Origin of the sequence: Pantoea sp. paga (assembly GCF_007558755.1) — a bacterium.
Taxonomy (GTDB): Bacteria; Pseudomonadota; Gammaproteobacteria; order Enterobacterales; family Enterobacteriaceae; genus Pantoea; species Pantoea agglomerans.
The window spans coordinates 13,198-38,494 of sequence record NZ_VLTF01000006.1 but is presented as its reverse complement, the minus strand read 5'-3'; the positions used below and the strand labels follow the sequence as shown (position 1 = coordinate 38,494).

Sequence of the window (25,297 nt, the reverse complement as noted above, 5' to 3'; positions counted from 1 at the left end):
TGCTCGCCGCAAATTCGGCAAATGACGGCCTGGCTCTGTGCAATTGCACAATGTTCTGCGTGCTGTGCATGCGTATTCTGTTTCTCCCCCTCTTTTTCAGGAGTAATGGATGGCTACCTATCACCTTGATGCCCGGCTGGCACAGGATATCGTGGCGCGCACCATGAAAATTATTGACAGCAATGTCAATGTGATGGATGCGCGGGGCCGGATTATCGGCAGCGGTGACCGGGAACGTATTGGGGAGTTGCACGAAGGTGCACTGCTGGTGCTCTCTCAGGGGCGCGTTGTCGACATCGATGAGGCCGTGGCTAAACATCTTCATGGCGTGCGGCCTGGCATTAACCTGCCGCTGCGCATTGATGGTGACATCGTCGGGGTAATCGGTCTGACCGGCGAGCCGCTGGCGTTGCGGCATTATGGCGAGCTGGTCTGCATGACCGCGGAGATGATGCTGGAGCAGGCCCGGCTGCTGCATATGCTGGCGCAGGACAGCCGTCTGCGTGAAGAGCTGGTGCTGAACCTGATCCGCAGCGATACCCTGTCGCCACAGCTGACCGAATGGGCGCAGCGGCTCGGGATCGATCTCAATCAGCCGCGTGTGGTCGCCGTGGTGGAAGTGGATAGTGGTCAGCTCGGCGTCGACAGCGCGATGTCAGAGTTACAACAGCTGCAAACGCTGCTGACCACGCCGGAGCGGGACAATCTGATCGCGATTGTGTCACTGACCGAAATGGTGGTGCTGAAACCGGCTCTGAATGGGCATGGGCGTTACGATCAGGAAGATCATCGCCGCCGCGTAGAGCAGTTACTACAGCGGATGAAAGAGAGCGGTCATCTTCGGATGCGTATCGCGCTGGGCAACTTCTTTACCGGACCCGGCAGCATCGCACGCTCTTACCGGACAGCGCGCACCACCATGATGGTGGGTAAACAACGTATGCCCGAGGTACGCAGCTATTTTTATCAGGATCTGGTGCTGCCCGTGCTGCTCGACAGCCTGCGGGGTGGCTGGCAGGCCAATGAGCTCGCCCGGCCACTGGCGAAGCTCAAGAGCATGGATAATAACGGCTTGCTGCGCCGCACGCTGATCGCCTGGTTCACCCACAACGTTCAGCCGAGCGCCACCGCGCGTGCGCTGTTCATTCATCGTAATACGCTGGAATACCGGCTGAACCGGATTTCTGAACTGACCGGACTGAATCTTGGCCATTTTGATGACAGGCTGTTGCTCTATGTCGCTTTGCAACTGGATGAGCAGGGCTGAAGTGCAGATTTGCGGCATAAAAAAGGCCAGCAATGCTGGCCTCTCTGGTCGGGCAGGAAATTAACGCCCGTTACGGGTTAATTTTTCCAGATCCGATTCAATTTCAGTGATCTTGTGGGAAACCACGCTTTCCAGGTGACGCAGGTCATCCAGAATTTTGCGTTTCAGATCCACTTCAACCTGATCGCGCTGGCAAATCTGGTCCAGCTCATCGATGACATAACGCAGATTCGGGCTGATTTCCTGAACTTCTTTGTAGCCCTGGGTCGCGTGATCGGCAACAACCGTTTTGCGCTGGCGCGGATATTTGAATTTGACGCTCTTCGCGAAAAACTCACCTTTATCTTTGCGGAAGTAGATTTTCAGAATGTCGTTATTGGCTTCCTGACGCAGGCTATAGCGGTCAATGTCGTCCGGGTTACTGATACCTAAGCTTTTCAGATTGTCATACATAGCGTTGTTTCCATCAAAAGTGAGAAGCGCGCAGATTTGTTCATGACGTCCGTCAACTGTAGACATAAATAAGCGGGATGAACATTGCGCGACAGGATTTAACTGGCGCGGATTATGACCTGGATAAAAACTAAACGCACCAGTTAATTCGCGACGCGAAGCATGTTATTTGGGAATCACTGTAAAGAAAAGATGACGGGCTGGAAACCAGCCCGTCACTTAAATCAGTCGATGGTGCGCAGCAGTTCGTTGATGCCTGTTTTGCCCAGCGTTTTCGCATCCACTTTCTTCACGATCACGGCACAGTAGAGGCTGTAGCTGCCATCTTTAGAGGGCAGGTTACCTGAAACCACTACGGACCCCGCAGGAACACGGCCGTAATGCACTTCACCGGTCTCGCGGTCATAGATTTTGGTGCTCTGGCCGATGTAAACGCCCATTGAGATCACTGAACCTTCTTCAACAATCACGCCTTCAACGATTTCAGAGCGCGCGCCAATGAAGCAGTTATCTTCGATGATGGTCGGGTTCGCCTGCAGCGGCTCCAGCACGCCACCGATACCCACGCCGCCAGAGAGGTGAACGTTTTTACCAATCTGCGCACAGGAGCCAACGGTCGCCCAGGTGTCCACCATGGTGCCTTCATCCACAAAGGCGCCAATGTTGACGTAAGAAGGCATCAGCACTGTGTTGCGGGCGATATAGGCACCCTGACGCACAGCCGCAGGCGGCACGACGCGGAAACCGGCTTCTTTGAAACGCGCTTCATCCCAGCCTGCAAACTTCATCGGCACTTTGTCGTAGAAGCGGGTTTCTGCACCTTCCATTACCTGATTGTCATTGATGCGGAAAGAGAGCAGTACGGCTTTCTTCAGCCACTGATGCGTTACCCACTCGCCGTCGATCTTCTCAGAAACGCGCAGTGCACCGCTGTCCAGCAGGGCGATTACCTGGTTGATGGCATCACGGGTTTCGCTGTCGACGCTGGCGGGTGTGATGTCAGCGCGACGTTCGAAGGCGGATTCAATAACGCTCTGTAACTGTTGCATATTTTTTTCCTGATCTGTCATGTGCGATGCCGGGCAATATCCCGACACAAGTAAAGAGATTAATGTTTACAAATCGAGTCTGGTCACACTTTATCGTTTGGATTAAGGGCCTCTGTCAACCGTTGTCGCAACGCTTTTCGCATTTCTTCGTCCAGCGCCTGACGTTCACTGTTGGCCAGAATAAACAAATCTTCGACCCGCTCGCCGATGGTGCTGATGCGTGCGCCATGCAGTGAGACCCCGAGATCGGCAAAGACTTCACCGACCCGCGCCAGCAGGCCTGGCTGATCCAGCGCCACCAGTTCCAGATAGCTGCGACGATCGGTATGCGTCGGCAGGAAATTGACCTCGGTATCGACGCTGAAATGCCTGAGTTTGGCCGACGGACGGCGGGTACGCGGCGGCGCCCACTCTGACTGGGTTATCGCCTGATCCAGCGCCTGAATGATCATTGGATGGCGATCCGGAGAGAGCGGGCTGCCATCCGGCTCCAGCACAATAAAGGTATCCATCGCCATGCCGTCGCGGCTGGTAAAGATTTGCGCATCGTGCACGCTGAGATTACGGCGATCGAGTTCACCCGCTACGGCGGCAAACAGGTGCGGGCGATCGGGACTCCAGATAAAGATTTCGGTCCCGCCGCGCGTGGCCTGCGGACTGACCAGCACCAGCGGTTTTTTCAGGTCGTGAACCAGTAAGTGGCGGGCATGCCAGGCGATCTGATTCGGCGTATGGCGCAGGAAGTAGTCAGCGCGGCAGCGATTCCAGATCTGGTGCAGACGCTCTTCATTGATGTTGTCCATCCGCAGCAGCGCCAGCGCCTGCAGGCGATGATGACGCACCCGCTCACGCAGATCCGGACTGTTTTCCATGCCGCGTCGCAACTGCTTCTCGGTGGCGAAAAAGAGCTCACGTAACAGGCTCTGCTTCCAGCTGTTCCACAGACTTTCATTGGTGGCGCAGATATCGGCTACGGTCAGGCAAACCAGATAGCGCAGCCGGTTCTCATTCTGCATCACCTCGGCGAACTGCTGTATCACCGTCGGGTCCTGAATATCGCGCCGCTGTGCTGTCACCGACATCAGCAGATGATGACGCACCAGCCAGGCCACCAGCTGGGTCTCACGTGAGTTGAGACCATGCATTTCAGCAAAATCGAGCGCATCCTGCGCGCCGAGAATGGAGTGATCGCCGCCGCGCCCTTTGGCAATATCATGCAGCAGCGCGGCCATCAGCAACAGCTCCTGCTGCGGCAGACGCGGCCATAGCTCGACGCACAGTGGATGCTGCGGACGGGTACTTTCATTGGCAAAACTTTCCAGCTTCTGCAGCACCCGAATGGTGTGCTCATCCACGGTGTAGGCGTGAAACAGATCGAACTGCATCTGTCCGACGATATGGCCCCACAGCGGCGTATAAGCCCACAACACGCTGTAGCGATGCATCGGCACCAGCGCCCGGCTTACCGCGCCGGGATGGCGCAGAATCGACATAAAGGTGCGGCGCGCTTCCGGGATCTGACACAGCGGCTGTTTAAGATGACGACGCGCATGGCGCAGGTGACGCAGGGTGGTGGAGTAGATCCCTTTGATGCTGTCGTTACGCACCATGACGTAGAACATGCGCAGAATCGCCTGCGGCTCTCGTCGGAACAGCGTTTCGTCGCGCAGGTCGATCAAATCGCCACGCAGCTGGAAATCGTCATCAATAGGCCTGGGCTTTTCGCTGGTGGAGAGCGCCAGAATCGCCTCATCAAACAGCTGCAGCAGCATCTGATTCAGTTCGCCGATACGCCGCGTGACCCGATAGAAATCTTTCATCATCCGCTCGACCGGCTCATTGCCCTCGCCCTGGTAATTCAGGCGTTGTGCCACGCTGAGCTGGCGATCAAACAGCAGGCGGTTATCGTAGCGGGGCAGGGAGAGGTGCAGGGCAAAGCGGATGCGCCAGAGAAATGCCTGACATTCGTTGAGTTCGCTGCGCTCCGCGTCGGTGAGGAAACCAAAGCCCACCATCTCATCCAGCGTGGTGGCGCCAAAATGGCGTCGGGCGACCCACTGCAGCGTATGAATATCCCGCAGGCCACCAGGGCTGCTTTTAATGTCCGGTTCAAGGTTATAGCTGGTGCCGTGGTAACGCTTGTGGCGCTCCTGCTGCTCTTCAATTTTGGCGGCGAAAAAGCAGGATGAGGGCCAGAAACCGTCGCTGAAGATGTTTTTCTGTAATTCCAGAAACAGCGCCACATCACCGGTCAGCATGCGTGACTCAATCAGATTGGTGGCAACGGTCAGGTCAGATAATCCCTCCAGCAGACACTCTTCCAGCGTGCGCACGCTGTGGCCCACTTCCAGCTTAAGGTCCCACATCAGCGTTAACAGGTCGCTGGTGCGCTGCGCAGCCTGTTCATCCAGCGGCTGGCGGCTCAGGATCAGGACATCTATATCAGAGAGCGGATGCAGTTCGGCACGGCCATAGCCGCCAACGGCGACCAGCGCGATAGCCGGCATCTCATCAAAACCAAAGAAGCGCCACAGGCGACGCAGCAGCCGATCGATAAACAGCGTGCGGGCATCAATCAGCGGCTCAACGGGTTCACCGGCATCAAAAGCGGCGGCCAGATGTTGCTGAAACAGTTCCAGCCGCGGCTTCAGAATGTCGCGCGTCAGCTGGTCGTCACCCCATTCGGCTGGCGAATCGACCAGACCGTTTTTCACATCTTCTGACAGACTCACGCTCATGCAGCTCTTCTCTTTTTTAGCCAAAAAAAAGCCGGCTCAGCGCCGGCTTGATCTGTAATGGGGGAATTACCCTTCGGCGACGAGCACAGCGGGCAGCGTGTCGTCTTTGCGCAGGGTTAAAATCTCACAGCCGTTCTCCGTCACCACAATAGTATGCTCATACTGCGCGGACAAGCTGCGATCTTTGGTTTTTACCGTCCAGCCATCTTTCATGGTGCGGATGCGGTAATCCCCAGCATTGACCATCGGTTCTACCGTAAAGGTCATGCCTGCCTGGAGTACCACGCCGCCATCATCGGCATCGTAATGCAGCACCTGAGGCTCTTCATGGAAACCCTTGCCGATACCGTGGCCACAATATTCGCGCACCACAGAGAAGTCGTTGGCTTCGACATATTTCTGGATGGCGCGGCCCAGTTCGCGCAGGCGGATGCCGGGCTTGATCAGACGCAGTGAGAGGTAGAGGCTCTCCTGCGTGACACGGCACAGGCGTTCGCCCTGAATAGTCGGCTTACCAACGATAAACATCTTTGAGGTATCGCCGTGGTATTCATCTTTAATTACGGTGACATCGATGTTCACCACATCGCCATCTTTTAACGGACGATCATCGCTGGGGATTCCGTGGCACACCACTTCATTCACCGAGATGCAGACCGACTTCGGAAAGCCGTGATAGCCGAGGCAGGCGGAGACAGCCTGTTGCTTTTGAGTAATGTGATCGTGGCAGATGCGGTCCAGTTCACCGGTGGTCACACCCGGTTTTACGTAAGGCTCGATCATCTCCAGCACTTCGGCGGCCAGTCGGCCCGCGACGCGCATTTTTTCGATTTCTTCAGGGGTTTTAATTGAAATTGCCATTAAATTAATCCGCAGTTGTCGAAATTTTCGACAATAATAAGTTCTGTGCTGTCATGTTAGCAGCCAGCAAATGGGCTGCCAAATAGAGAACGCGCTGACCTCCGTCAGCGATCATTTATTGGCGTCCCTGGGCTGGTTGTGGTATAAAGCGCGCCGACGATTCTCTGTATGGCCGTTTCGGTCAGCAGGAAACGCATAACTCTCATTATGTGTAATAAAACACACATGTATCGACACATACGCCGGGGTGCCTTGAAAGAGGTCGGTCGTATGGGATACATGGAGGCCCAACCCCAATCAAACTTTAGAGGTTTTATCATGGCAACTGTTTCCATGCGCGACATGCTCCAGGCTGGTGTTCACTTCGGTCACCAGACCCGTTACTGGAACCCAAAAATGAAGCCATTCATCTTTGGTGCTCGTAACAAGGTTCACATCATCAACCTGGAAAAAACTGTACCTATGTTCAACGAAGCTCTGGCTGAACTGAACAAGATCTCTTCCCGTAAAGGTAAGATCCTGATCGTAGGTACTAAGCGTGCAGCTGCTCAGGCGGTAAAAGAGTCTGCACTGAGCTGCGACCAGTTCTTCGTAAACCACCGCTGGTTGGGTGGCATGCTGACTAACTGGAAAACCGTGCGTCAGTCAATCAAGCGTCTGAAAGATCTGGAGATTCAGTCTCAGGATGGTACTTTCGACAAACTGACCAAAAAAGAAGCGCTGATGCGTGCGCGTGAGCTGGCCAAGCTGGAAAACAGCCTGGGCGGTATCAAAGATATGGGCGGTCTGCCAGACGCGCTGTTTGTTGTCGATGCTGACCACGAACACATCGCAATCAAAGAAGCAAACAACCTGGGTATCCCGGTATTTGCTATCGTTGATACCAACTCAGATCCAGATGGCGTTGATTTCGTTATCCCAGGTAACGACGATGCAATCCGTGCTGTAAACCTGTACCTGACTGCCGTTGCGACCACCGTTCGCGAAGGCCGCTCTCAGGACCTGGCTGAGCAAGCTGAAGAAGCGTCTTTAGAAAACGCTTAATAAGGTTTGCTCTGCATAAGAGCCCTTAGCATTCAGATGTGATCTGTAAGGGGCCTATACTGGCCCCTTTATTTTATCTAAGTCTGTCACGCCCCCAACCGGACGGCGGGACAGAGTAAATTTTCCGCAAATAAGTGTCTGCTGGTGCAAACGTACACAGGCACGAACCGAGGATTCTGGAATGGCTGACATTACCGCTGCATTGGTAAAAGAACTGCGTGAGCGTACTGGCGCTGGCATGATGGATTGCAAAAAAGCGCTGACTGAAGCGAACGGCGACATTGAGCTGGCGATTGAGAACATGCGTAAGTCTGGCGCAATCAAAGCAGCGAAAAAAGCAGGCAACGTTGCTGCTGATGGCGTAATCAAAACCAAGATCGTTGGCGACTACGGCGTAATTCTGGAAGTAAACTGCCAGACTGACTTCGTTGCAAAAGATGGCGGTTTCCAGGCGTTCGCAGACAAAGTTCTGGATGCGGCTGCAGCTGATCGCGTTACCGACGTTGAAGTTCTGAAAGCGCAGTTCGAAGAAGAGCGCGTTGCACTGGTTGCTAAAATCGGTGAGAACATCAACATCCGTCGCGTTGCTATCCTGGAAGGCGCAGAGCTGGGCAGCTACCTGCACGGCGCACGTATCGGCGTTCTGGTTTCAACCAAAGGCGCTAACGAAGATCTGATCAAACAGGTCGCGATGCACGTTGCGGCAAGCAAGCCTGAATTCGTTAAGCCAGAAGATGTTTCTGCTGACGTGGTTGATAAAGAGTACCAGGTTCAGCTGGACATCGCGATGCAGTCTGGCAAGCCAAAAGAGATCGCAGAGAAGATGGTTGAAGGCCGTATGAAGAAATTCACCGGCGAAGTCTCTCTGACTGGTCAGGCTTTCGTTATCGACCCAAGCAAAACCGTTGGCCAGGCTCTGAAAGAGCAGGGCGCTGACGTTATCAACTTCATCCGCTTCGAAGTCGGTGAAGGCATCGAGAAAGTTGAGTCTGACTTCGCTGCAGAAGTTGCAGCAATGTCCAAACAGTCTTAATGCTCTGAAAGAACCGCCAGATGGCGGTTCTTTTTTGTCTGTGAATCGCAACAGATACATTTTCAGTTTCATCCCAATAGCAATTTCATTGCGGTAAGCGGATGATCGATCAGAATTTACTTCTCCTTTACACCCTATCTTCCAGGAAGAACTGACCATGGCGACCAACGCAAAACCTGTTTATCAACGTATCCTGCTTAAACTCAGCGGCGAAGCCCTGCAAGGCGCTGAAGGTTTTGGTATCGACGCGAGTGTGCTTGACCGCATGGCACAAGAGGTAAAAGAGCTGGTTGAACTGGGCATCCAGGTTGGCGTGGTGATTGGCGGAGGGAACCTGTTCCGTGGAGCGAGCCTGCAGCAGGCTGGCATGAACCGCGTTGTGGGTGACCACATGGGTATGCTGGCAACCGTAATGAATGGCCTGGCGATGCGTGATGCACTGCACCGCGCCTATGTGAATGCACGCCTGATGTCAGCGATTCCACTGAATGGCGTCTGTGACAACTACAGCTGGGCAGAAGCGATCAGCCTGCTGCGTAACAACCGCGTGGTGATCTTCTCCGCCGGTACCGGTAACCCGTTCTTCACCACTGACTCTGCAGCGTGCCTGCGCGGCATTGAGATTGAAGCGGACGTCGTGCTGAAAGCGACCAAAGTGGACGGCGTTTACTCTGCGGATCCGGTGAAAAGCCCGGACGCAACGCTGTATGAGCAACTGACCTATGCTGAAGTGCTGGATCAGGAGCTGAAAGTGATGGATCTTGCGGCCTTTACCCTGGCGCGTGACCACAAATTACCTATCCGTGTTTTCAACATGAATAAGCCTGGCGCACTGCGTCGCGTAGTGATGGGTGAAAAAGAAGGCACCCTGATTACGCATTAATACCCGAGGCGAGATAAAATAAGGTATATTCTGTCAGCGCGATGAGAATGCATCGCGCACCAGTCAGGATTATCGATGATTATCGATCCCGCTTCCGGTTACGCCGGAACTGGCCAGGTCAAACCGAATCCAAGGGTTTCAACGTGATTAACGACATCAAAAAAGATGCTGACACGCGCATGGAAAAATGCGTTGAAGCATTCAAAACCACCATCAGCAAAGTGCGCACCGGTCGTGCTTCACCTTCGCTGCTCGACGGCATCGTCGTCGAATATTACGGCACGCCGACGCCACTGCGTCAGCTGGCTTCTGTCACTGTGGAAGATTCACGCACGCTGAAAATCAACGTGTTTGATCGTTCACTGAGTCCGGCAGTCGAAAAAGCGATCATGAAGTCCGATCTCGGTCTGAACCCAAGTTCAGCCGGTACCGACATCCGTGTTCCGCTGCCTGCGCTGACAGAAGAGCGTCGTAAAGATCTGATTAAAATCGTGCGCGGCGAAGCCGAGCAGGGCCGTGTGTCGGTACGTAACGTCCGTCGCGATGCCAACGATAAAATCAAAGCGCTGCTGAAAGATAAAGAGATCAGCGAAGACGACGAACGTCGTGCGCAGGATGAAGTGCAAAAAATGACCGATGCGTACATCAAGAAAGTTGATGCTGCACTGTCAGAAAAAGAGACGGAGCTGATGGATTTCTAATCCCATCACTGCCGGACAAAACGCCGTACAGAGAGGTATTCGTATGAATGCGACATCTGGCGGCGTTTTACATTGTGCCTGTGGGCACGCTGACTTCACACGGATAGCTTCATGAAGCGATTAACTATGCTGGGATCCACCGGCTCAATCGGCACCAGTACGCTGGCGGTGGTGCGCGCCAACCCGGCGCTTTATCAGATTACGGCGCTGGTTGCCGGCCATAACGTGGCGCTGATGGCCGAGCAGTGTGCGGCCTTTACACCGCGCTACGCCTGCATGGCAGACGAGGCATCCGCCGCTGCGTTGCGTGAGCGACTGAGAGCAATCAGGGTCAATACTGAAGTGCTCTCCGGCGTTCAGGCAGCCTGTGAGCTGGCCGCGCTGGATGAGGTGGATCAGGTGATGGCGGCGATCGTCGGCGCATCGGGTTTGCTGCCGACGCTGGCGGCCATTCGCGCCGGCAAAACGGTGCTGCTGGCCAACAAAGAATCGCTTGTCACCTGCGGCCGTTTGTTTATGGAGGCCGTGCTTCATCATAACGCACAGTTACTACCGGTCGACAGCGAGCATAACGCCATTTTTCAGAGTTTACCGGCTACCATCCAGCATCAGTTAGGTTACGCTGACCTGCGGGATAATGGCATTGAGTCGATTATCCTTACGGGATCGGGTGGTCCTTTTCGTGACACAGATTTAGCGGATCTCAGCGCCATGTCGCCAGATCAGGCCTGTGCACATCCGAACTGGTCGATGGGGAGAAAAATCTCTGTCGATTCGGCCACCATGATGAATAAAGGTCTTGAGTACATTGAAGCCCGTTGGCTGTTTAATGCCAGCGCAGCGCAGATGGAAGTGATACTCCACCCACAGTCGGTGATTCACTCCATGGTGCGATACTGCGATGGCAGCGTGCTGGCTCAATTAGGTTCTCCTGATATGCGTACGCCAATTGCCCACAGCATGGCCTGGCCTTCGCGCATCAATGCAGGCGTGACGCCGCTGGATTTTACCCGCATGTCGGCGCTCTCCTTTGCAGAACCTGATTTTAGTCGCTATCCCTGTCTGAAACTGGCCATTGATGCCTGTGATGCGGGGCAGGCGGCGACCACCACGCTGAATGCAGCCAACGAGGTTGCCGTCGCGGCTTTCCTGAATCACCAGATCCGCTTCACCGACATTGCCGCGCTTAATAGTGAGGTGATGGCGGCACAAGTGTGTCCGGAGCCGGATTCGGTGGACGCTGTCCTTGAAATCGATCGCACTGCACGCGCGCTGGCGACAGAAATGTTGCCGCGTTTCACGTCGTGATGCCGATCGTTATGAGGCCATTTGTTCGCTTCAGGTGAAAATGATATAGTCGCTGGCTCGCGTTTCACGGTCTGTCACCGAATTCGGTGTGGCCCGGCACTGAGAGTGTGTCGGGATTTGAATCGGGCGCAATGTATTCAGAAACCACAGCATTTCTGATGAAAGGAATTGGTTAAGCGTTATGTCGTCTAACAATCACAACAACACTGATGACCAGCAGGGAAACGGTCCGCGCCACGTCGCTATCATCATGGATGGCAATGGCCGCTGGGCCAAAAATCAGGGTAAATTGCGTATTTCAGGCCATAAAGCTGGCGTTAAATCGGTACGCCGTGCCGTCAGCTTTGCGGTCAGTAACAATCTTGAAGCCCTGACGCTTTACGCCTTCAGCAGTGAAAACTGGAGTCGTCCACCGCAGGAAGTCACCGCATTAATGGAACTCTTTGTCTGGGCGCTTGATAGTGAAGTGAAGAGCCTGCACAAACACAATGTTCGCTTACGCGTCATTGGCGATACCAGCCGTTTCAGCCCGCGTATTCAGGAACGTATTCGCCGTTCTGAGACGCTGACCGCAAATAATAGTGGCCTGACGCTCAACATTGCTGCCAACTATGGCGGCCGTTGGGATATTATCGAAGGCGTGAAAAAACTGGCTGAACAGGTTCAGGAAGGATTACTGCGACCTGACCAGATTACCGAAGAGAGCCTGACGTCGCAGCTCTGTATGCAGGAGCTGGCGCCAGTGGATTTAGTGATAAGGACCGGGGGAGAGCATCGGATTAGCAACTTCCTGCTGTGGCAGATTGCCTATGCTGAATTCTATTTTACCGATGTGCTCTGGCCGGATTTCGATGAACACGTTTTTGAAGGTGCACTGAATGCATTCTCTCTGCGGGAGCGTCGTTTTGGCGGCGCTGCACCAGGCGGCGCCTGAGCAATCTGGGGGTAACCTTTGCTGAAGTCTCGTCTGATTACCGCGTTGATATTAATTCCGCTGGTAATAGCTGCACTGTTCTGGTTACCGCCTGTTGGCTTCGCCCTGACAACTATCGTTATCTGCATGCTGGCAGCCTGGGAATGGGGTCAGTTTGCAGGGATGGCATCACGGCAACAGCGCGTCTGGCTGGCTGTACTTTGTGGTCTGCTGCTGGCGCTGATGCAGTTTACGCTGCCACCTTATCAACACACAGTGCATCTGCCACAGATCGCGACATCGCTTTGGGCGTCGCTGGTGTGGTGGGTCGTTGCACTGCTGCTGGTGCTCTCCTATCCCGCTTCTGCGGCCTTCTGGCGCCATTCGCGTCCACTTCGCTTACTGTTTGGCGTATTAACGCTTGTCCCTTTTTTCTGGGGCATGGTGGCGCTGCGCCAGTATCACTATGACACCGACCACTTCGCCGGTGCCTGGTGGCTGCTGTTTGTGTTGCTGCTGGTATGGGGAGCGGATTCAGGTGCTTATATGTTTGGCAAAATGTTTGGCAAGCACAAGCTGGCGCCAAAGGTCTCACCAGGCAAAACCTGGGAAGGCTTCCTGGGCGGTCTGGTCACCTCGGCGCTGATTGCCGTGCTGTTTGCGACGCTGGCGCCACTGACGGTTTCCACCGGTACGCTGGTGATTTGCGCGATTATCGCGACGCTGGCCTCCGTACTGGGCGACCTCACTGAGAGCATGTTTAAACGTGAAGCGGGCATCAAAGACAGTGGTAATCTGATTCCTGGTCACGGCGGCATTCTTGATCGTATTGATAGTCTGACTGCGGCGGTGCCGGTGTTTGCCTGTTTATTGCTGCTGGTGTTTCGCACCCTTTAAGGACAGGCAAAGATGTTGAGCATACTCTGGAGTTTCGTCGCCTTTATCGTTGCGCTGGGCGTATTAATTACCGTTCATGAGTTTGGCCATTTCTGGGTCGCTCGTCGCTGTGGCGTCAAAGTTGAGCGCTTTTCCATTGGTTTTGGTAAGTCGCTCTGGCAGCGCCGCGATCGCCACGGCACCGAATTTGTCATCGCGCTGATTCCCCTCGGCGGCTACGTTAAAATGCTCGACGAGCGTGTTGAAAGCGTGCCAGCCGAATTTCGTCATCAGGCTTTTAACAACAAAGCCGTCTGGCAACGCGCCTCCATCATTGCGGCAGGTCCTGTCGCTAATTTCATCTTTGCCATCTTTGCATACTGGGTTGTGTTTATTCACGGCGTGCCCGGTGTGCGCCCGGTAATCGGTGAAATTTTAAACGGTTCGGTGGCTGCGGAAGCTCAAATTACGCCCGGCATGGAACTTAAGGCTGTTGACGGTATCGAAACGCCTGATTGGGATGCTGTGCGTATGGCGCTGGTGGGTAAAATCGGCGACAGCAGCACCACCTTAACGGTGGCTCGATTTGGCGAGGACGCGACCCAGCAGAAACAGCTGGATTTGCGTAACTGGCAGTTTGAGCCTGATAAGCAGGATCCGGTCGTCGCGTTAGGGATTCAGCCACGTGGTCCGCAGATTGAGACCACGCTGGCAGAAGTGCAGGCGAACTCGCCAGCCAGTGAAGCCGGTTTGCAAGCAGGCGACAGGATCGTTAAAGTCGATGGTCAGCCATTATCGCAGTGGCAGACTTTTGTCACGCAGGTCCGGGATAACCCCGGCAAAAGCATGGCGCTTGAAGTGGATCGCGGCGGTGAGTCTATTGCGCTGACGATGACGCCAGAAGCGAAATCTGGCAGTAAAGCGGGATTTGCGGGTGTCATTCCGCGCATTGTTCCTCTGCCAGAAGAGTACAAGACGGTAAGACAGTATGGCGCGTTTGCGGCTATCGGTGAGGCTAGTGTAAAAACCTGGCAACTGATGAAGCTCACCGTCTCCATGCTGGGCAAGTTAATAACCGGTGATGTGAAGCTGAACAACCTGAGCGGGCCAATTTCCATTGCGCAGGGTGCAGGGTTGTCAGCAGAGTATGGGTTGATTTACTACCTGATGTTCCTGGCGTTGATTAGCGTCAACCTGGGCATCATCAACCTGTTCCCTCTGCCGGTTTTAGATGGTGGGCACTTGCTCTTCCTGGCGATCGAAAAGATCAAGGGTGGACCGGTGTCCGAGCGAGTTCAGGACTTTAGTTATCGCATCGGTTCAATTTTACTGGTGCTGTTAATGGGGCTTGCACTTTTCAATGATTTCTCACGTTTGTAACCGCTGGAACGCGAACATTCGAGGGATGTGTTAGGAAAACGCATAACAACGATGGCGATGAAAAAGTTGCTCATAGCGTCGCTGCTGTTTAGCAGCGCCACCGTTTACGGTGCAGACGATTTCGTAGTGAAGGATATTCATTTCGAAGGGCTGCAGCGAGTCGCCGTCGGCGCGGCTCTGCTGAGCATGCCAGTACGGGTTGGCGATACGGTGAATGACGATGATGTCAGAAATACCATTCGCTCGCTGTTCGCTACTGGCAACTTTGAGGATGTTCAGGTCCTGCGAGACGGTACAACGCTGATTGTCCAGGTCAAAGAACGTCCTACCATTGCCAGCATTACCTTCACCGGTAACAAAGCGGTGAAAGAGGATCAGCTCAAACAAAATCTGGAAGCCTCAGGTGTCCGTGTCGGCGAAGCGCTGGACCGTACCACCATCTCCTCTATCGAGAAGGGACTTGAGGATTTCTACTACAGCGTAGGTAAATATACCGCCAACGTAAAAGCCGTGGTCACGCCACTGCCGCGTAACCGTGTAGATCTGAAGCTGGTCTTTACTGAAGGTGTCTCTGCAAAAATTCAGCAGATCAACATCGTCGGTAATAAAGCCTTCAGCTCCGATGAGCTGATTTCCCGCTTCCAGCTGCGCGATGAAGTGCCATGGTGGAACGTGGTCGGCGATCGTAAATACCAGAAACAGAAACTGGCGGGTGACCTCGAGACCCTGCGCAGCTTCTATCTGGATCGTGGCTATGCACGCTTTAACATCGATTCGACGCAGGTCAGCCTGACGCCTGATAAAAAAGGCATCTACATCACGGTGAACATCACCGAAGGTGACCAGTACAAAATCGCAGGCGTGATCGTTAATGGCAGCATGGCGGGCCATTCAGCAGAAATTGAACATCTGACCAAGATTCCGGCAGGCGAGCTTTATAACGGCGCCAAAGTCACGAAAATGGAAGATGACATCAAGAAACTGCTGGGCCGCTACGGCTATGCCTATCCGCGCGTGGCAACACAGCCAGAAATCAACGACGCCGATAAAACCGTAAAACTGCATATCAATGTGGATGCGGGTAACCGTTATTATGTCCGTAACGTCCGTTTCGAAGGCAATGACACGTCGAAAGACTCCGTGTTACGTCGCGAAATGCGTCAGATGGAAGGCGCGTGGCTGGGCAGCGATCTGGTTGAACAGGGTAAAGAGCGTCTGAACCGTACCGGTTACTTTGAAACCGTTGATGTGGATACTCAGCGTGTGCCAGGTTCGCCGGACCAGGTTGACGTGGTCTACAAGGTTAAAGAGCGTAACACCGGTACCTTTAACTTCGGCGTCGGCTACGGCACCGAAAGTGGTGTGAGTTTCCAGGTCGGCGTCACGCAGGATAACTGGCTGGGCACCGGTAATACCGTGGGCATCAGCGGGACCAAGAACGATTACCAGACCTATGCTGAATTCTCGCTGACTGACCCTTACTTTACCGTTGATGGTGTCAGTCTGGGTGGTCGTCTGTTCTACAACGACTTTAAAGCAGATAACGCGGACCTTTCTGACTATACCAACAAAAGTTATGGTCTGGATGGCACGCTTGGCTTCCCGATTAACGAAAACAACACCCTGCGTGTCGGTCTGGGCTATGTCCACAATGACCTGTCAAACATGCAGCCGCAGGTGGCGATGTGGCGTTATCTTGACTCAGTCGGCAAGCCGCAGCAGCTCAATGATGAAGGTGATTTCTCAGCAGATGACTTCACCTTTAACTACGGCTGGACTTATAACACTCTGGACCGCGGTTTCTTCCCGACGTCCGGTAACCGTACCAACCTGAACGGTAAGGTGACGATTCCAGGCTCGGATAACAGCTTCTATAAGGCCACGCTGGATACCCAGCAGTATGTGCCGATTAACCAGGATCGTACCTGGGTGCTGTTAGGCCGTGGTCGCGTAGGTTATGGCGATGGTCTCGACGGCAAAGAGATGCCGTTCTATGAGAACTTCTACGCCGGTGGTTCAAGCACCGTGCGCGGCTTCCAGTCCAACACCATTGGACCGAAAGCAGCCTACTTTAATAACAACTCGTCGAACTGCCGAATCGCCGATCCAAATGGCGTATGTAAGTCTGACGATGCGGTGGGCGGTAACGCCATGGCGATTGCCAGCCTTGAGCTGATTACGCCAACGCCGTTCCTGAGCGAGAAGTATGCTAACTCGGTTCGTACCTCGGTGTTTGTCGATGCCGGTACAGCGTGGGATACCCATTGGGAAAATACCGCGGAAACGCGTGCGGCCGGCATTCCTGACTACAGCGATCCAAACAATATCCGTGTATCCAGCGGTGTTGCGCTGCAGTGGATGTCACCGCTCGGCCCGCTGGTGTTCTCTTACGCCCAGCCGATGAAGAAAGTCGATGGAGACAAGTCAGAGCAGTTCCAGTTTAACATTGGTAAAACCTGGTAATGTTCTGAGCATGGATGCATAGCTGAAGTATTGCTGCCGGACAGCACCTGTTGCTGTTCGGGGCAAACACTGTGTCGCTGACACAAACGTTGATGGTAAGGAGTTTATAGTGAAAAAGTTGTTGTGTGCCGCAGGTCTGGGTCTTGCTTTAGCGGTTTCCGCTGGTGTTCAGGCTGCCGACAAAATTGCAGTGGTAAACGTGTCCAGCATTTTCCAACAGTTACCGCAACGTGCGACTGTTGCTAAACAGCTGGAAAACGAGTTCAAAGGCCGTGCAACTGAGTTGCAGAGTCAGGAGCGCGATCTGCAAACCAAAATGCAGCGTCTGCAGCGTGACGGTTCTACCATGAAGGCGAGCGAACGCAGCCGTATGGAAAAAGATGTCATGTCTCAGCGTGAAGCTTTCTCTACAAAAGCTCAGTCTTTTGAGCAGGATAATCGCCGTCGTCAGATGGAAGAGCGTAACAAGCTGCTGAGCCGTATTCAGGATGCCGTGAAGAAAGTCGCTGACAGCGATGGTTACGACGTCGTGATCGACGCTAACGCGGTGGCTTATGCGTCAAACGCAAAAGACATCACTGCTGACGTGCTGAAACAGGTTAAATAATTCATGTCATCTATTCGACTGGCTGATTTAGCCCAGCAGTTGGATGCAGAATTGCACGGAGATGGCGATATCGTCATCTCCGGCATTGCTTCTATGCAATCCGCCACAACTGGCCAAATCACTTTTCTTGCAAACAGCCGTTACCGCGAGCAACTCGCCCTGATTAAGGCCTCAGCCGTGGTGCTGACGGAAGCGGATCTGGAGTGGTGCAATACCGCAGCGCTGGTGGTGAAAGATCCCTACCTGACCTATGCGCGTATGGCACAAATACTCGATACCACGCCACAGCCAGCGCAAAATATCGCTCCCAGTGCAGTGATCGATCCCTCAGCCCGACTCGGTAGCAACGTCGCTATTGGCGCCAATGCGGTGATCGAAGCGGATGTTGAGCTGGGCGATAACGTGGTCATTGGTGCAGGATGTTTTGTTGGCAAAAAAACCCGTATCGGCAGCGGTACCCGTCTCTGGGCCAACGTCTCTGTTTATCACGAAATTGAAATCGGTCAGGATTGCCTGATTCAGTCAGGTACTGTCATCGGTTCTGATGGTTTCGGTTATGCCAACGATCGCGGTAACTGGGTGAAAATCCCGCAGTTAGGCGCGGTGATAATCGGCGATCGCGTAGAAATAGGTGCCTGCACCACTATCGATCGCGGTGCGCTGGATAACACTCTGATCGGCAATGGTGTTATCATAGACAACCAGTGCCAGATCGCTCACAACGTAGTTATTGGCGACAATACTGCGGTTGCAGGCGGTGTGATCATGGCGGGTAGTTTGAAAATTGGGCGTTACTGTATGATTGGCGGTGCCAGCGTCATTAACGGCCATATGGAAATCTGTGACAAAGTAACGGTGACCGGTATGGGTATGGTCATGCGTCCTATCACAGAGCCTGGTGTCTATTCATCAGGCATTCCGCTGCAACCCAACAAAACCTGGCGCAAAACTGCAGCGCTGGTGATGAACATCGATGACATGAGCAAACGCTTAAAAGCCATCGAGCGCAAGGTCGGTAAAGACGACTAACCGCCATCCCAAAACTGACCGGCTTTCATAATAAAAATGTTAAGCAGGGAAGCCCGGCGCCACAGAACCTATTTGCGGCCTGCGGAAGATCATTTTGATCTGTGCAGGCCGTGTTATTGATGTCATCAGATTTTTAGGACAGGAAGAGTATTTTGACTACTGAAACTCATACTCTGAAAATTGAAGAGATTTTAGAGCTGCTGCCGCACCGCTATCCGTTTCTGCTGGTAGACCGCGTGCTGGAATTTGAAGAGCACAAATACCTGCGTGCAGTGAAGAACGTTTCTGTTAATGAACCGTTTTTCCAGGGGCATTTCCCTGGTAAACCGATTTTTCCTGGCGTTCTGATCCTGGAAGCGATGGCGCAGGCTACCGGTATTCTGGCGTTTAAAAGCGTAGGTAAACTGGAGCCAGGCGAACTCTACTACTTTGCCGGTATCGACAGTGCCCGTTTCAAGCGCCCTGTGGTACCTGGCGACCAAATGATCATGGAAGTCACTTTCGAGAAAACCCGCCGTGGTCTGACCCGCTTTAAAGGCGTGGCGACTGTCGACGGTAAAATCGTTTGTGAAGCGACCATGATGTGTGCCCGCAGCCGGGAGGCATAATTCGTGATTGATCCAACAGCCACTATCCATCCCAGTTCAGTCATTGAAGAGGGCGCTATTATTGGCGCCCGCGTTCACATTGGCCCGTTTTGCTTTGTTGGTGCGAATGTTGAGATCGGTGAAGGAACGGTACTGAAGTCACATGTTGTGGTGAACGGCCACACGCGCATCGGTAAAGATAATCAGATTTATCAGTTCGCCTCAATTGGCGAAGTGAATCAGGATCTGAAATATGCCGGTGAGCCAACACGGGTTGAGATCGGTGATCGTAACCGCATCCGTGAAAGCGTGACGATTCATCGCGGCACCACGCAGGGTGGCCAGGTCACCACAGTGGGCAGCGATAATCTGCTGATGGTGAATGCTCACATCGCGCATGACTGCGTGATTGGCAACCGCTGTATCTTCGCCAACAACGCCACCCTGGGTGGTCACGTGACGGTCGATGATTTCGCCATTATTGGCGGCATGACAGCGGTACATCAGTGGTGCATCATCGGTGCTCACGTGATGGTTGGCGGCTGTTCCGGCGTGGCGCAGGATGTGCCGCCTTACGTTATTGCGCAGGGCAACCACGCTACGCCGTTCGGGATCAATATCGAAGGTCTCAAGCGTCGTGGCTTCAGCAAAGAGTCGTTGCACGCTATCCGCAACGCCTATAAGTTGCTCTATCGCAGCGGCAGAACGCTGGAGGAAGTGAAGCCGGAGATTGAAGCCATCGCACAGCAGCACAGCGAAGTGCAGCCTTTCTACGATTTCTTCACCCGTTCAACCCGTGGATTAATTCGTTAATCCATGTCAGCGCGTCCCTTAACGATTGCCCTGGTCGCCGGAGAAACCTCCGGCGATATTCTTGGTGCAGGTCTGATCCGTGCCCTGAAAGCCCGTCATCCGGATGCACGCTTTGTCGGCGTAGCGGGTCCCCTGATGCAGGCAGAAGGATGTGAAGCCTGGTATGAAATGGAAGAGCTGGCGGTGATGGGCATTGTCGAGGTGCTCGGTCGCCTGCGACGCCTGCTGACAATCCGTCGCGATCTCACCCGGCGTTTTACCGAACTCCGACCCGATGTCTTTGTCGGGATTGATGCGCCCGATTTCAATATCACGCTGGAAGGCAATCTTAAACGCGCTGGCATTCGCACTATCCACTATGTCAGCCCCTCTGTGTGGGCATGGCGGCAAAAGCGTGTCTTTAAGATTGGTCGTAACACCGATCTGGTGCTGGCGTTCCTGCCGTTTGAAAAAGCTTTCTACGATCGCTATAACGTTCCCTGTCGTTTTATCGGTCACACTATGGCGGATGCCATGCCGCTGCAACCCGATAAGCTGGCTGCACGCCGTCATCTGGGCATTGCCGATGATGCGCTCTGTCTGGCCTTGCTGCCCGGCAGCCGGGGTGCGGAAGTGGAAATGCTCAGCGCCGATTTTCTGAAAACCGCTCAGTTGTTGCGTCGTCACTATCCGGCGCTGGAAATCGTGGTGCCGCTGGTCAACGCCCGTCGCCGCGAACAGTTTGAGAAGATTAAAGCCGAAACCGCCCCCGAACTGCCGATGCATCTGCTTGATGGTCAGGGACGTGAGGCGATGATTGCGAGCGATGCCGCACTCCTGGCGTCAGGCACTGCCGCACTGGAGTGCATGCTGGCAAAATGCCCAATGGTCGTCGGTTATCGCATGAAGCCGGCTACCTTCTGGCTGGCGAAACGGCTGGTCAAGACCCCTTACGTCTCGCTGCCAAACCTGCTGGCAGGACGTGAGCTGGTCAAAGAGTTATTGCAGGATGAGTGTCAGCCTGAAGCCCTGGCCGCAGCGTTAGATCCGCTGCTGCATGCCGGACCTGAGCGTGAAACCCTCCTGCAGACGTTCCATGAATTACATCAACAGATCCGCTGGAACGCCGATGAGCAGGCAGCGGATGCGGTACTGGAGCTGGTGAATGCCTGATTTTATCTATCCTGTCGCCAGACTGATTGCCGGTGTGGACGAAGTGGGGCGCGGCCCGCTGGTTGGCGCGGTCGTTACTGCCGCGGTGATCCTCGATCCGGCAAACCCGATTACCGGCCTGGCCGACTCGAAGAAACTGTCTGAAAAGCGCCGCCTGGCGTTGTATGACGAAATCAAAGAGAAGGCGCTGGCATGGAGCCTGGGACGCGCAGAGCCTGAAGAGATCGATCAGCTCAACATTCTGCATGCCACTATGCTGGCAATGCAACGCGCCGTAGCTGGCCTCGGCATTCAGCCCGATTATGTGCTGATTGATGGCAATCGTTGCCCGGCACTGCCAATGCCTTCACAGGCGGTGGTCAAAGGGGATAGCCTGGTTGCCGAAATCAGTGCGGCATCGATCATCGCCAAAGTGTCGCGTGACCAGGAGATGACCGAACTCGATCTGCTGTTCCCGCAGTATGGTTTTGCGCAGCACAAAGGTTATCCGACGGCGCTGCATATGGAAAAACTGACGCAGTATGGCGTCACGCCGCACCACCGTCGCAGTTTTGCGCCCGTACGCAATGCGCTGCTCGATGCTGAAGTACTGGCTGCACGCCAGACCCTTACGCTTTAATAGCCTGACGCTGTTTTAACCGGAAACTGATATGGCTGAACCCCGTTTTATACATCTGCGTGTCCACAGTGACTATTCGATGATTGATGGCCTGGCGAAAACCGGGCCGTTAATCAAGAAGGCGGCTGCCCTTGGCATGCCGGCTATCGCGATTACCGACTTTACTAACCTCTGTGGTCTGGTGAAATTCTACGGTGGCGCACACAGCGCAGGGATAAAGCCGGTCATTGGTGCTGATTTCAACGTTGCCAGTGAGCTGATGGGGGATGAACTGACTCAGCTTACCGTGCTGGCGTCCAGTAATACCGGATACCAGAACCTGACGCTGCTGATCTCCCGCGCCTATCAGCGTGGTTATGGCGTGGACGGACCAATTATCGATCGCGACTGGCTGATTGAATTGCAGGAAGGATTAATCCTGCTGTCGGGCGGACGGCGCGGCGATGTGGGTCGCAGCCTGTTGCGCGGCAACAATGCCCTGGTTTCGCAATGCCTGTCCTTTTATCAGCAACATTTCCCCGATCGCTACTACCTGGAGCTGATTCGTACCGGCCGTCAGGACGAAGAGAGCTATCTGCATGCGGCAGTTGAACTGGCGATTGCAGAGGGAATACCGGTGGTTGCCACCAATGAAGTCTGCTTTATTAATGCAGAAGATTTCGATGCGCACGAAATTCGCGTCGCCATTCACGACGGCTATACGCTGGATGATCCCAAGCGTCCACGCAACTACAGTCCTCAGCAATATATGCGCAGCGAAGAGGAGATGTGCGAGCTCTTCTCGGACATCCCGGAAGCGCTGGAAAACAGCGTAGAGATTGCTAAGCGTTGTAACGTCACGGTCCGGCTGGGCGAGTACTTCCTGCCGCAGTTCCCGACCGGTGACATGACCACCGAAGATTATCTGGTGGTGAAATCCCGTGAGGGTCTGGAAGAGCGTCTCGAGTTTCTGTTCCCGGACGAAGCCGAACGTCTGGAAAAACGTCCGGAATATGATGAGCGTCTGGAGATTGAACTCACCGTTATTAACCAGATGGGCTTCCCCGGCTACTTCCTGATCGTAATGGAGTTCATCCAGTGGTCCAAGGACAACGGCGTGCCGGTCGGGCCGGGTCGTGGCTCCGGTGCCGGTTCGCTGGTGGCCTATGCGCTGAAAATCACCGATATCGATCCGCTGGAATTTGACCTGCTGTTTGAACGCTTCCTGAACCCGGAACGTGTCTCAATGCCCGACTTCGACGTCGACTTCTGCATGGAGAAGCGCGATCAGGTGATCGAACACGTTGCAGATATGTACGGACGTGAAGCGGTTTCCCAGATTATTACCTTCGGCACCATGGCGGCGAAAGCGGTCATTCGCGATGTGGGCCGCGTGCTGGGACATCCTTACGGCTTCGTTGACCGCATTTCAAAACTGATCCCGCCCGATCCCGGCATGACGCTGGAAAAAGCCTTTATTGCTGAACCGCAGCTTCCCGCCATGTATGACGCGGACGAAGAGGTTAAAGCGCTGATCGACATGGCGCGCAAGCTGGAAGGGGTCACGCGTAACGCCGGTAAACATGCGGGCGGCGTGGTCATTGCGCCAACGAAGATTACCGATTTTGCGCCGCTCTATTGCGATGAGCATGGGCAGTTCCCGGTAACTCAGTTCGATAAAAATGATGTGGAATATGCCGGCCTGGTGAAGTTCGACTTCCTGGGTCTGCGTACGCTGACCATCATCGACTGGGCGCTGAAGATGATCAACCCGCGCCGGGAAAAGCAGGGGCTGGAGCCGATCGATATCGCCTCTATCCCGCTGGATGATAAGAAAAGCTTCGATATGCTGCAGCGCTCGGAAACCACCGCGGTGTTCCAGCTTGAATCGCGCGGCATGAAAGATCTGATTAAGCGTCTGAAGCCCGACTGCTTCGAAGATATGATCGCACTGGTGGCGCTGTTCCGTCCTGGCCCACTGCAGTCCGGCATGGTGGATAACTTCATTGACCGTAAGCATGGCCGTGAAGCGATCTCCTATCCCGACATTCAGTGGCAGCACGAAAGCCTGAAACCGGTGCTGGAACCGACCTACGGCATCATTCTCTATCAGGAACAGGTGATGCAGATCGCCCAGGTTCTCTCCGGTTACACGCTGGGCGGTGCAGATATGCTGCGTCGCGCCATGGGTAAAAAGAAACCCGAGGAGATGGCCAAACAGCGTTCTGTATTCCGCGACGGTGCCGAAAGCATGGGTATCGACGGGGAACTGTCGATGAAGATCTTCGATCTGGTAGAAAAATTTGCAGGTTATGGCTTTAACAAGTCACACTCTGCGGCCTACGCACTCGTCTCCTACCAGACGCTGTGGCTGAAGGCGCACTATCCGGCTGAGTTTATGGCTGCGGTTATGACCGCCGATATGGATAACACCGAGAAAGTGGTTGGCCTGGTCGATGAGTGCTGGCGGATGGGACTGAAAGTCCTGCCGCCTGATATCAACTCCGGTCTTTATCAGTTCCATGTTAATGACGCGGGCGAGATCGTTTACGGTATCGGCGCGATCAAAGGTGTCGGTGAAGGCCCGATCGAAGCGATCATCGACGCCCGTAACGAAGGCGGTTATTTCCGCGAGTTGTTTGATCTCTGCGCCCGTACCGACACCAAAAAGATCAACCGTCGGGTAATGGAAAAATTGATCATGTCCGGGGCCTTTGATCGCCTTGGACCGCATCGTGCTGCGCTGATGAGTTCACTCAGTGACGCGTTAAAAGCGGCCGATCAGCACGCGAAGGCGGAAGCGATTGGCCAGGCTGATATGTTTGGCGTACTGGCGGAAGAGCCGGAACAGGTTGAGAAATCGTATGCCAGCGTCACGCCGTGGCCTGAGCAGGTGCAGCTGGATGGCGAACGGGAAACGCTGGGGCTTTACCTTACCGGCCACCCGATTAATCAGTACCTGAAAGAAATTGAGCGTTACGTTGGCGGGGTGCGGCTGAAAGATATGCATCCTACCGATCGGGGTAAAATTACCGTGGCGGCCGGTCTGGTGATCGCTGCACGGGTAATGGTCACCAAACGCGGCAACCGAATTGGTATCTGTACTCTGGACGATCGCTCCGGTCGTCTTGAGGTGATGTTATTTACCGATGCGTTAGATAAATACCAGCAGTTGCTGGAGAAAGACCGAATTCTGATCGTCAGCGGACAGGTCAGCTTTGATGACTTCAGTGGTGGCCTTAAAATGACCGCTCGTGAAGTCATGGACATCGACGAAGCTCGCGAAAAATACGCGCGCGGACTTGCTATCTCGCTGACGGACAGGCAAATTGATGACCAGCTATTAAACCGACTCCGTCAGTCTCTGGAACCTCATCGATCAGGGACTATTCCGGTGCATCTCTACTATCAGAGAGCCGACGCGCGAGCGAAGCTGCGCTTTGGTGCAGCGTGGCGAATTTCGCCCAGCGATCGTTTACTTAACGATCTGCGCTCGTTGATTGGATCGGAGCAGGTGGAACTGGAGTTTGACTAGAACAGGA

The 25,297-nt window shown here is 54.2% G+C and carries 21 protein-coding genes; 17 read left to right on the top strand and 4 right to left on the bottom strand.

The features are described from left to right. Nucleotides 1-109: 109 nt before the first annotated feature. On the top strand, nucleotides 110-1,267 hold the full coding sequence (locus tag FOV68_RS16210) for a CdaR family transcriptional regulator (RefSeq protein WP_031591218.1): 1,158 nt from the start codon (nucleotides 110-112) through the stop codon (nucleotides 1,265-1,267). Between the two features lie 60 nt (nucleotides 1,268-1,327). On the opposite strand, the gene FOV68_RS16205 is transcribed toward FOV68_RS16210, so the two are convergent. The 4 genes from FOV68_RS16205 to map form a co-directional block, all read right to left on the bottom strand. After that, nucleotides 1,328-1,720: a DUF3461 family protein gene (locus FOV68_RS16205; protein WP_010254085.1), complete on the bottom strand. Its 393-nt coding sequence runs from the start codon at nucleotides 1,718-1,720 to the stop codon at nucleotides 1,328-1,330. A 224-nt stretch (nucleotides 1,721-1,944) separates the two neighbouring features. Next, complete coding sequence (dapD, locus tag FOV68_RS16200) at nucleotides 1,945-2,769, bottom strand: 2,3,4,5-tetrahydropyridine-2,6-dicarboxylate N-succinyltransferase (protein WP_010671859.1); 825 nt, start codon at nucleotides 2,767-2,769, stop codon at nucleotides 1,945-1,947. A gap of 83 nt (nucleotides 2,770-2,852) precedes the next feature. After that, entirely contained in the window at nucleotides 2,853-5,507 is a 2,655-nt protein-coding gene (gene glnD, locus FOV68_RS16195; protein ID WP_134161632.1) for a bifunctional uridylyltransferase/uridylyl-removing protein GlnD, read from the bottom strand. Between the two features lie 66 nt (nucleotides 5,508-5,573). Continuing rightward, nucleotides 5,574-6,368 (bottom strand): type I methionyl aminopeptidase, encoded by a 795-nt coding sequence (map, locus tag FOV68_RS16190; RefSeq protein WP_010254092.1) that lies wholly within the window; start codon nucleotides 6,366-6,368, stop codon nucleotides 5,574-5,576. Between the two features lie 318 nt (nucleotides 6,369-6,686). Here map and rpsB point away from each other — a divergent pair, with 318 nt between their 5' ends. The 16 genes from rpsB to dnaE all read left to right on the top strand — a co-directional run bounded on the left by rpsB (nucleotide 6,687) and on the right by dnaE (nucleotide 25,290). Next, the gene (gene rpsB, locus FOV68_RS16185) at nucleotides 6,687-7,412 is read left to right on the top strand and encodes a 30S ribosomal protein S2 (protein WP_008925636.1); all 726 of its coding nucleotides are present in this window, start codon (nucleotides 6,687-6,689) and stop codon (nucleotides 7,410-7,412) included. Nucleotides 7,413-7,593: 181 nt separating this feature from the next. Then, nucleotides 7,594-8,445, top strand: coding sequence for a translation elongation factor Ts (tsf, locus tag FOV68_RS16180; RefSeq protein WP_031591214.1), 852 nt, complete (start codon nucleotides 7,594-7,596; stop codon nucleotides 8,443-8,445). 157 nt (nucleotides 8,446-8,602) lie between these two features. Next, nucleotides 8,603-9,328: a UMP kinase gene (gene pyrH, locus FOV68_RS16175; protein ID WP_010254099.1), complete on the top strand. Its 726-nt coding sequence runs from the start codon at nucleotides 8,603-8,605 to the stop codon at nucleotides 9,326-9,328. 143 nt (nucleotides 9,329-9,471) lie between these two features. Next, a complete protein-coding gene (gene frr, locus FOV68_RS16170) occupies nucleotides 9,472-10,029 on the top strand; it encodes a ribosome recycling factor (protein WP_010254103.1) in 558 nt (185 codons plus the stop codon). A 111-nt stretch (nucleotides 10,030-10,140) separates the two neighbouring features. After that, the gene (gene ispC, locus FOV68_RS16165; RefSeq protein ID WP_143991212.1) at nucleotides 10,141-11,337 is read left to right on the top strand and encodes a 1-deoxy-D-xylulose-5-phosphate reductoisomerase; all 1,197 of its coding nucleotides are present in this window, start codon (nucleotides 10,141-10,143) and stop codon (nucleotides 11,335-11,337) included. Between the two features lie 181 nt (nucleotides 11,338-11,518). After that, a complete protein-coding gene (ispU, locus tag FOV68_RS16160) occupies nucleotides 11,519-12,271 on the top strand; it encodes a (2E,6E)-farnesyl-diphosphate-specific ditrans,polycis-undecaprenyl-diphosphate synthase (protein ID WP_010254107.1) in 753 nt (250 codons plus the stop codon). 18 nt (nucleotides 12,272-12,289) lie between these two features. Next, entirely contained in the window at nucleotides 12,290-13,147 is an 858-nt protein-coding gene (gene cdsA / locus FOV68_RS16155; protein ID WP_010254111.1) for a phosphatidate cytidylyltransferase, read from the top strand. A gap of 12 nt (nucleotides 13,148-13,159) precedes the next feature. Continuing rightward, entirely contained in the window at nucleotides 13,160-14,506 is a 1,347-nt protein-coding gene (rseP, locus tag FOV68_RS16150) for a sigma E protease regulator RseP (RefSeq protein ID WP_010671861.1), read from the top strand. A gap of 51 nt (nucleotides 14,507-14,557) precedes the next feature. Continuing rightward, a complete protein-coding gene (bamA, locus tag FOV68_RS16145; RefSeq protein WP_069025844.1) occupies nucleotides 14,558-16,969 on the top strand; it encodes an outer membrane protein assembly factor BamA in 2,412 nt (803 codons plus the stop codon). A gap of 109 nt (nucleotides 16,970-17,078) precedes the next feature. Further along, the gene (gene skp, locus FOV68_RS16140; protein WP_010254125.1) at nucleotides 17,079-17,576 is read left to right on the top strand and encodes a molecular chaperone Skp; all 498 of its coding nucleotides are present in this window, start codon (nucleotides 17,079-17,081) and stop codon (nucleotides 17,574-17,576) included. Between the two features lie 3 nt (nucleotides 17,577-17,579). Further along, on the top strand, nucleotides 17,580-18,605 hold the full coding sequence (lpxD, locus tag FOV68_RS16135) for a UDP-3-O-(3-hydroxymyristoyl)glucosamine N-acyltransferase (protein ID WP_010254128.1): 1,026 nt from the start codon (nucleotides 17,580-17,582) through the stop codon (nucleotides 18,603-18,605). 152 nt (nucleotides 18,606-18,757) lie between these two features. Beyond that, entirely contained in the window at nucleotides 18,758-19,213 is a 456-nt protein-coding gene (gene fabZ, locus FOV68_RS16130; RefSeq protein WP_003852639.1) for a 3-hydroxyacyl-ACP dehydratase FabZ, read from the top strand. Between the two features lie 3 nt (nucleotides 19,214-19,216). Beyond that, nucleotides 19,217-20,005 (top strand): acyl-ACP--UDP-N-acetylglucosamine O-acyltransferase, encoded by a 789-nt coding sequence (lpxA, locus tag FOV68_RS16125; protein ID WP_031591209.1) that lies wholly within the window; start codon nucleotides 19,217-19,219, stop codon nucleotides 20,003-20,005. A 3-nt stretch (nucleotides 20,006-20,008) separates the two neighbouring features. Beyond that, nucleotides 20,009-21,157, top strand: coding sequence for a lipid-A-disaccharide synthase (lpxB, locus tag FOV68_RS16120; RefSeq protein ID WP_031591207.1), 1,149 nt, complete (start codon nucleotides 20,009-20,011; stop codon nucleotides 21,155-21,157). Next, complete coding sequence (rnhB, locus tag FOV68_RS16115) at nucleotides 21,150-21,776, top strand: ribonuclease HII (protein WP_022625455.1); 627 nt, start codon at nucleotides 21,150-21,152, stop codon at nucleotides 21,774-21,776. Before lpxB ends, rnhB begins: the two co-directional genes overlap by 8 nt. Nucleotides 21,777-21,807: 31 nt before the next feature. Further along, nucleotides 21,808-25,290, top strand: a complete 3,483-nt coding sequence (dnaE, locus tag FOV68_RS16110) for a DNA polymerase III subunit alpha (protein WP_031591204.1) — start codon at nucleotides 21,808-21,810, stop codon at nucleotides 25,288-25,290. The last annotated feature ends 7 nt before the right edge of the window (nucleotides 25,291-25,297 follow it).

Coding starts and splice junctions, on each gene's coding strand:
- FOV68_RS16205 (WP_010254085.1), bottom strand. CDS start 1,720: ATGTATGACAATCTGAAAAGCTTAGGTATCAGTAACCCGGACGACATT.
- dnaE (WP_031591204.1), top strand. CDS start 21,808: ATGGCTGAACCCCGTTTTATACATCTGCGTGTCCACAGTGACTATTCG.
- lpxB (WP_031591207.1), top strand. CDS start 20,009: ATGTCAGCGCGTCCCTTAACGATTGCCCTGGTCGCCGGAGAAACCTCC.
- FOV68_RS16210 (WP_031591218.1), top strand. CDS start 110: ATGGCTACCTATCACCTTGATGCCCGGCTGGCACAGGATATCGTGGCG.
- rpsB (WP_008925636.1), top strand. CDS start 6,687: ATGGCAACTGTTTCCATGCGCGACATGCTCCAGGCTGGTGTTCACTTC.
- bamA (WP_069025844.1), top strand. CDS start 14,558: ATGGCGATGAAAAAGTTGCTCATAGCGTCGCTGCTGTTTAGCAGCGCC.
- rnhB (WP_022625455.1), top strand. CDS start 21,150: ATGCCTGATTTTATCTATCCTGTCGCCAGACTGATTGCCGGTGTGGAC.
- pyrH (WP_010254099.1), top strand. CDS start 8,603: ATGGCGACCAACGCAAAACCTGTTTATCAACGTATCCTGCTTAAACTC.
- ispU (WP_010254107.1), top strand. CDS start 11,519: ATGTCGTCTAACAATCACAACAACACTGATGACCAGCAGGGAAACGGT.
- glnD (WP_134161632.1), bottom strand. CDS start 5,507: ATGAGCGTGAGTCTGTCAGAAGATGTGAAAAACGGTCTGGTCGATTCG.
- dapD (WP_010671859.1), bottom strand. CDS start 2,769: ATGCAACAGTTACAGAGCGTTATTGAATCCGCCTTCGAACGTCGCGCT.
- ispC (WP_143991212.1), top strand. CDS start 10,141: ATGAAGCGATTAACTATGCTGGGATCCACCGGCTCAATCGGCACCAGT.
- rseP (WP_010671861.1), top strand. CDS start 13,160: ATGTTGAGCATACTCTGGAGTTTCGTCGCCTTTATCGTTGCGCTGGGC.
- map (WP_010254092.1), bottom strand. CDS start 6,368: ATGGCAATTTCAATTAAAACCCCTGAAGAAATCGAAAAAATGCGCGTC.
- lpxD (WP_010254128.1), top strand. CDS start 17,580: ATGTCATCTATTCGACTGGCTGATTTAGCCCAGCAGTTGGATGCAGAA.
- tsf (WP_031591214.1), top strand. CDS start 7,594: ATGGCTGACATTACCGCTGCATTGGTAAAAGAACTGCGTGAGCGTACT.